The 5,190-nt window shown below is 32.8% G+C and carries 6 protein-coding genes and 1 pseudogene; all 7 read left to right on the top strand.

Annotation, left to right across the window (positions count from 1 at the left end):
* Window positions 1–399, top strand: a 399-nt coding sequence (locus B3J44_RS03820; protein ID WP_286965893.1) for a glycosyltransferase, incomplete at its 5' end; no start/stop codon positions are given.
* 333 nt (window positions 400–732) lie between these two features.
* Window positions 733–1,746, top strand: coding sequence for a UDP-N-acetylmuramate dehydrogenase (murB, locus tag B3J44_RS03815; protein WP_286965890.1), 1,014 nt, complete (start codon window positions 733–735; stop codon window positions 1,744–1,746).
* A 138-nt stretch (window positions 1,747–1,884) separates the two neighbouring features.
* Window positions 1,885–2,283, top strand: a complete 399-nt coding sequence (locus B3J44_RS03810) for a hypothetical protein (RefSeq protein ID WP_286965887.1) — start codon at window positions 1,885–1,887, stop codon at window positions 2,281–2,283.
* A gap of 40 nt (window positions 2,284–2,323) precedes the next feature.
* On the top strand, window positions 2,324–2,938 hold the full coding sequence (locus tag B3J44_RS03805) for an FMN-binding negative transcriptional regulator (protein WP_286965886.1): 615 nt from the start codon (window positions 2,324–2,326) through the stop codon (window positions 2,936–2,938).
* An 84-nt stretch (window positions 2,939–3,022) separates the two neighbouring features.
* A complete protein-coding gene (locus tag B3J44_RS03800; protein ID WP_198858393.1) occupies window positions 3,023–4,129 on the top strand; it encodes a glycosyltransferase in 1,107 nt (368 codons plus the stop codon).
* Window positions 4,120–4,671, top strand: a complete 552-nt coding sequence (locus tag B3J44_RS03795) for an RNA polymerase sigma factor (protein WP_066033644.1) — start codon at window positions 4,120–4,122, stop codon at window positions 4,669–4,671. Before B3J44_RS03800 ends, B3J44_RS03795 begins: the two co-directional genes overlap by 10 nt.
* A gap of 157 nt (window positions 4,672–4,828) precedes the next feature.
* Window positions 4,829–5,190: pseudogene (locus B3J44_RS03790) on the top strand (energy transducer TonB); the annotation flags it as partial.

The raw sequence follows: 5,190 nt of genomic DNA, 5'->3' as shown, positions 1-5,190 counted from the left end.
AAAGAACTCCAAATAGAAAACAAAGTAATTTTTACAGGAAGAATTCCGAATACAGAACTTCCAAAATTACTCCAGCAATCCAATATTTATATTAGTATGCCAACCACCGAAGGTGTTTCTGCCTCTTTGTTTGAAGCAATGGCTTGCAATTGTTATCCTATTGTTTCTGATATTCCTGGAAATCAAAGTTGGATTACCCATCGCGAAAACGGACAATTGATTGAAGTTGACAATATCGAAATGCTGGCTGAAGAATTAATTTGGTCTTTTGAAAATCCCGAATTGCGAAATCAAGCTATTATTCGAAATAGAAAATTTGTAGAGGAAAATGCGACTTACAATATCAATATGAAGATTATCGCTGATCAATATCACGAATTGATTGATTCTAGAAAATAATTTAACCGCAAAATTCGCAAAAATCTGCGCAAAGAACACAAAACTTAGCGCACCTTGCGCAAACTTTGTGTATTTGCGGTAAAAACTACATCGTAACTTTTCTTCAAGCAATTAGAAGCCCATAATATACAAGGAACAAAAATCTACGAAGAAAACGGAAAATGGACTAGAATTACCATTGGCACAACGAAAGAAATGCAACGATTTATTGAAGCCATAAAGTAAAATTTTGAAAAAAGTCTTTTTATAGAAAATCTACTCAAATAAATTATTATCGTTACTTTTGATCTCAGAATTTTTCCGAAGTTTCGGAACTTAAAAAGCCTTTTATTTATGGAAATCCAATCCAATTTTTCTTTAAAAAAATATAATACTTTCGGCATTGAAGCCAGTGCTAAACAATTTGTTGCGGTTCATTCTATTGACGAATTGAAAACAGTTTTAGCAGAAAACAAAAACGAGAAAAAATTCATTTTGGGCGGAGGAAGCAATATGCTTTTAACAAAAGATATAGAGGCGCTGGTTATTCATATCGATTTAAAAGGAAAAAAAATCACAAAAGAAGACGACGATTTTGTTTGGGTCGAAAGTCAAGCAGGAGAAACTTGGCACGATTTCGTTCTTTGGACAATAGACAACAATTTTGGCGGATTAGAAAACATGTCATTAATTCCTGGAAATGTCGGCACAACTCCAGTGCAAAATATTGGCGCTTATGGAACGGAAATTAAAGACACTTTTATTTCTTGTGAAGCCATGAATATTGCAACTCAGGAAATAAAAACTTTTGAGAACGCCGAATGTAATTTTGGCTACCGCGAAAGTATTTTCAAACATGAAGCAAAAGACCAATATATCATTACTTCGGTTATTTTTAAATTGACCAAACGCAATCATAAAATCAATACATCTTACGGAGATATTTTGGCTGAATTGGCTAAAAACAACATTACAGAACCAACTTTAAAAGATGTGAGCAATGCTGTAATCGCTATTAGACAAAGTAAATTGCCAGATCCTAAAGAATTAGGCAACAGTGGAAGTTTCTTCAAAAATCCGATTTTATTGAAATCTGATTTTGAAAAAATACACCAAAAATTCCCAGAAATGAAATTTTACGAAGTTTCAGAAACAGAAGTAAAAGTTCCCGCAGGATGGCTGATTGAGCAAGCAGGTTTTAAAGGAAAACGTTTTGGAGATGCTGGAGTTCATAAAAATCAAGCTTTAGTTTTGGTAAATTACGGAAACGCGACAGGTCAAGAAATTTTAGCGGTTTCGAAAGAAGTTCAGAAAACGGTTTTTGAAACTTTCGGCATTCAGATCGAGGCGGAAGTTAATGTGATTTAAATATAATCTTCATTTTTTAAATCTTTAATGAAAAAACTAAACATAGGAATTCTTTTAGTTCAATTCATAGGAATGATTTTCCTAATTAATGGCATTTTTCAGTTGCGATTATTTTCAGTTGCAGAAAAAGTCATTTGCATGAAAAATCAATTCCAGTTTCAAAAACCCGAAAATTGGAACAGACTATTCCCTACAAATGAAGATGTTTCCAATTTCTGGCCAAGTGTTTTTATATGGATCTTTTTTGCTCTTTTAATGGGCATTTTCTACGTTACATTTCTTAACTGGAAACGTAAACTTTCTTCTATAAACACTATTTTGCTTGCAATCGCCTTGTATGTTCTTTTAAGATTAAAGTTTTTTAGAAAAGAAATATTTTCACTTCTTTTTAGACCAATCAGAGTAATGCTTTCAGATGATTTTGCCATACAATGTTTAATCGAAGGAATTGTTTTTACCATCATTGGACTTTTCCTTATTTATTTTAGCGTAAATTCAAAATTGTTTAATTTAGATAAAGAAGTTGCTGAAAACTAAACATAAAATTTATTTGTAAATCTTTCTTAAACCACAAATAATGTACACACCTGACCTATATAAAAACGAAAATCCTGAGGAAATCAGAGCTTTTTTAAAAGAAAACAGCTTTGGAATTCTGGTTAATCAGACTAACGGGAAATTGTGCGCAACTCATATTCCGATAGAATTAGAATTAAATTCTGATGGAAAGGAAATTTTACAAGGGCATATTTCAAAACTGAATCCACAAGCAGAAGGTTTTGCAGCAAACGATCAGATTCTAGCTATTTTTACAGGACCACACAGTTATATTTCATCGTCTTGGTATGATCACGAAAATGTTCCAACATGGAATTACATAGCCGTACATGTTTACGGAAAAATCAAGATTGTAGATTATGAAACTTCTGTAGAACAACTGAAAAAACTTGTAGACAAATACGAAGCGAATTCTAAGAACCCTATTCGTGTTGAAGATTTATCTGAAAAAACTATGCGGGAAGCCCGTGGAATCTTTGGTTTTGAAATCGAAATTGAAGAAATTCAAGCTACAAAAAAACTGTCTCAAAACCGCGACGATCACAATTATAAAAATATAATTTCGGAACTGGAAAAAACCGAAAACCCTCAGTCTATTGCTGTTGCAAAAGAAATGTCAAAATGCCGAAAGTAAATCGGTTTTGGTTATTGAATTTAGCGAATTGATAAGTACATTTGCAGTCGCAGAACGTGAAATTAATAGAACCAAATAAATCAGATGCTTATATACATATTTTACTTTTTTATTGCTATTGTCGTAGTTCAATTATTTTATTATTTAGGAGTTTTTGGAAAATTTGCTTTTGCCAAACCTCAACATGTGAAACCTAAAAATCTTCCGGTTTCTGTAATTGTATGCGCTAAAAACGAAGAAGAGAATGTAAAAAAATACATTCCGCTTTTGGCACAGCAAGATTATCCAGATTTCGAAGTTGTTTTAATTGACGACGCATCTAGCGATGAAACTCTTGAAGTTTTTGAAGAATTTGAAAAAGAATTCTCTAATATCCGTTTGGTTAAAGTCGAAAACAATGAGGCTTTTTGGGGAAATAAAAAATACGCTTTAACCCTTGGAATAAAAGCAGCAAAGAAAGATTATTTACTTTTTACAGATGCAGATTGTTTCCCAAATTCTAAAGATTGGATTTCTTCTATGTCTTCTCATTTTACTATGAACAAAACTATCGTTTTGGGTTATGGAGGTTATGAGAAAGTGGAGCGTTCGTTTCTAAACAAAATTATTCGTTTTGAAACTGTTTTAACAGCGATGCAATATTTTTCTTGGGCAAAAATGGGACTTCCATACATGGGAGTCGGCAGAAATCTTGCTTATAAAAAAGAAGAATTTTTTAATGTAAATGGTTTTATTGACCACATTCAGATTCGTTCTGGCGATGACGATTTGTTCATTAACCAAGCGGCGAATAAAACAAATACCACTATTTCTTATACACCTGAAAGTTTTACATATTCAAGACCTAAGACAACTTACAAGGAATGGTTTACTCAAAAAAGAAGACATGTTTCTACTGCAGAACATTACAAGTTTTTTGATAAAATGCAGTTAGGCTTGTTCTTTCTTTCGCAATTATTTTTCTTTTTGTCAGTTATAATATTGTTAGCGTTTCAATTTCAATGGATCGCCGTATTAGCAATTTTAGCAACACGTTACACTGTTGTATGGACAGTAATCGGATTTTCAGCAGGAAAGCTAAAAGAAAAAGATATTAAAATTTGGTTTCCAGTTGTTGAGATAGCGCTTATATTAACGCAAATTAATATCTTTATAACTAATATCTTTTCAAAACCAGTATATTGGAAATAAATTCTAAAATAGAAAAAGCAAAAAAAGGCGATCAGATCGCCTTTACTTTTTTATTAGATCATTATTGGAATGAGGTGTATTCGTTTATGCTCAAACGAACCGAAAATGAAACCACCGCAGAAGATATTACCATAGAAACGTTCTCTAAAGCTTTTGACAAAATAGCTTCTTATAATCCAGAATTTCAGTTTAACACCTGGCTTATTGCAATTGCAAAAAATGTCTATATTGATTTACTTCGAAAAAAGAAAACCAATCTTTTTATAGAAATCACAGACAACGAAGACCAACAGGCATACAACATTGCCGACCCTACTCCATCTGCAGAAGATGCTTTAATTAAAGAACAGAATCTCTCTCGTCTGCTCTTATGCATCAAAGAACTTAAACCACACTATCAAGAAGTAATTCAGCTTCGTTATTTTCAAGAAATGTCTTATCAGGAAATTGCTGCTAAGATTGATGAACCTTTAAGTAGCGTCAAAGTAAAACTTTTACGTGCTAAAAAATTATTAGCAGAAATCATTGAACGTAACAGATAATTTATTATCTTTAATCAAAGAATAAATAATTCTTACCTTTATTCTTAAAATAAACACATTTTCACAACATTAAAACTACAACTTCTACGTTGTTAGCTCAACCCTAAACCTTTTCTGCGTATGATTTAAAGTTACTTAACCTTAAAACCCAAAAATTATGTCTAAATTAAGCATTTATGAAAACAAGTGGACCGATCTTGTTTTCGAGAACAAAAACAAAGAATACGGCGCGTATCAATTACGCCAGGAGAATTCCAAAAACTCTGTTACAGCTCTCTTTATGGGTTTATTGTTAATAACGGCTTTAGGAAGTGCACCGGTACTTATTAGTAAAATTAGGACTTCACCTGTTGAAGTTGAGCCAGAACCTCAGATTTACGAACCAAAGATTGTACACGTCGACCCAATTGTTGTGCCGCCACCGCCAGCTCCGCCTGCGCCTATGGTTGAACATAGCACAGCTCCAAAAACAGATGCGGTTCAGTTGACAAATCCTGTTGTTAGTAGAACACAAGATGC

The organism is Flavobacterium sp. UBA4854, assembly GCF_002399805.1.
GTDB classification, from domain to species: domain Bacteria; phylum Bacteroidota; class Bacteroidia; order Flavobacteriales; family Flavobacteriaceae; genus Flavobacterium; species Flavobacterium ginsengisoli.
The sequence above is the reverse complement of the archived record's forward strand: the minus strand, read 5'-3'. Positions and strand labels throughout refer to the sequence as shown.

Bases quoted from the DNA above. Each gene is read 5' to 3' on its own strand.
- murB (WP_286965890.1), top strand. From the start codon at position 733: ATGGAAATCCAATCCAATTTTTCTTTAAAAAAATATAATACTTTCGGC.
- B3J44_RS03810 (WP_286965887.1), top strand. From the start codon at position 1,885: ATGAAAAATCAATTCCAGTTTCAAAAACCCGAAAATTGGAACAGACTA.
- B3J44_RS03805 (WP_286965886.1), top strand. From the start codon at position 2,324: ATGTACACACCTGACCTATATAAAAACGAAAATCCTGAGGAAATCAGA.
- B3J44_RS03800 (WP_198858393.1), top strand. From the start codon at position 3,023: ATGCTTATATACATATTTTACTTTTTTATTGCTATTGTCGTAGTTCAA.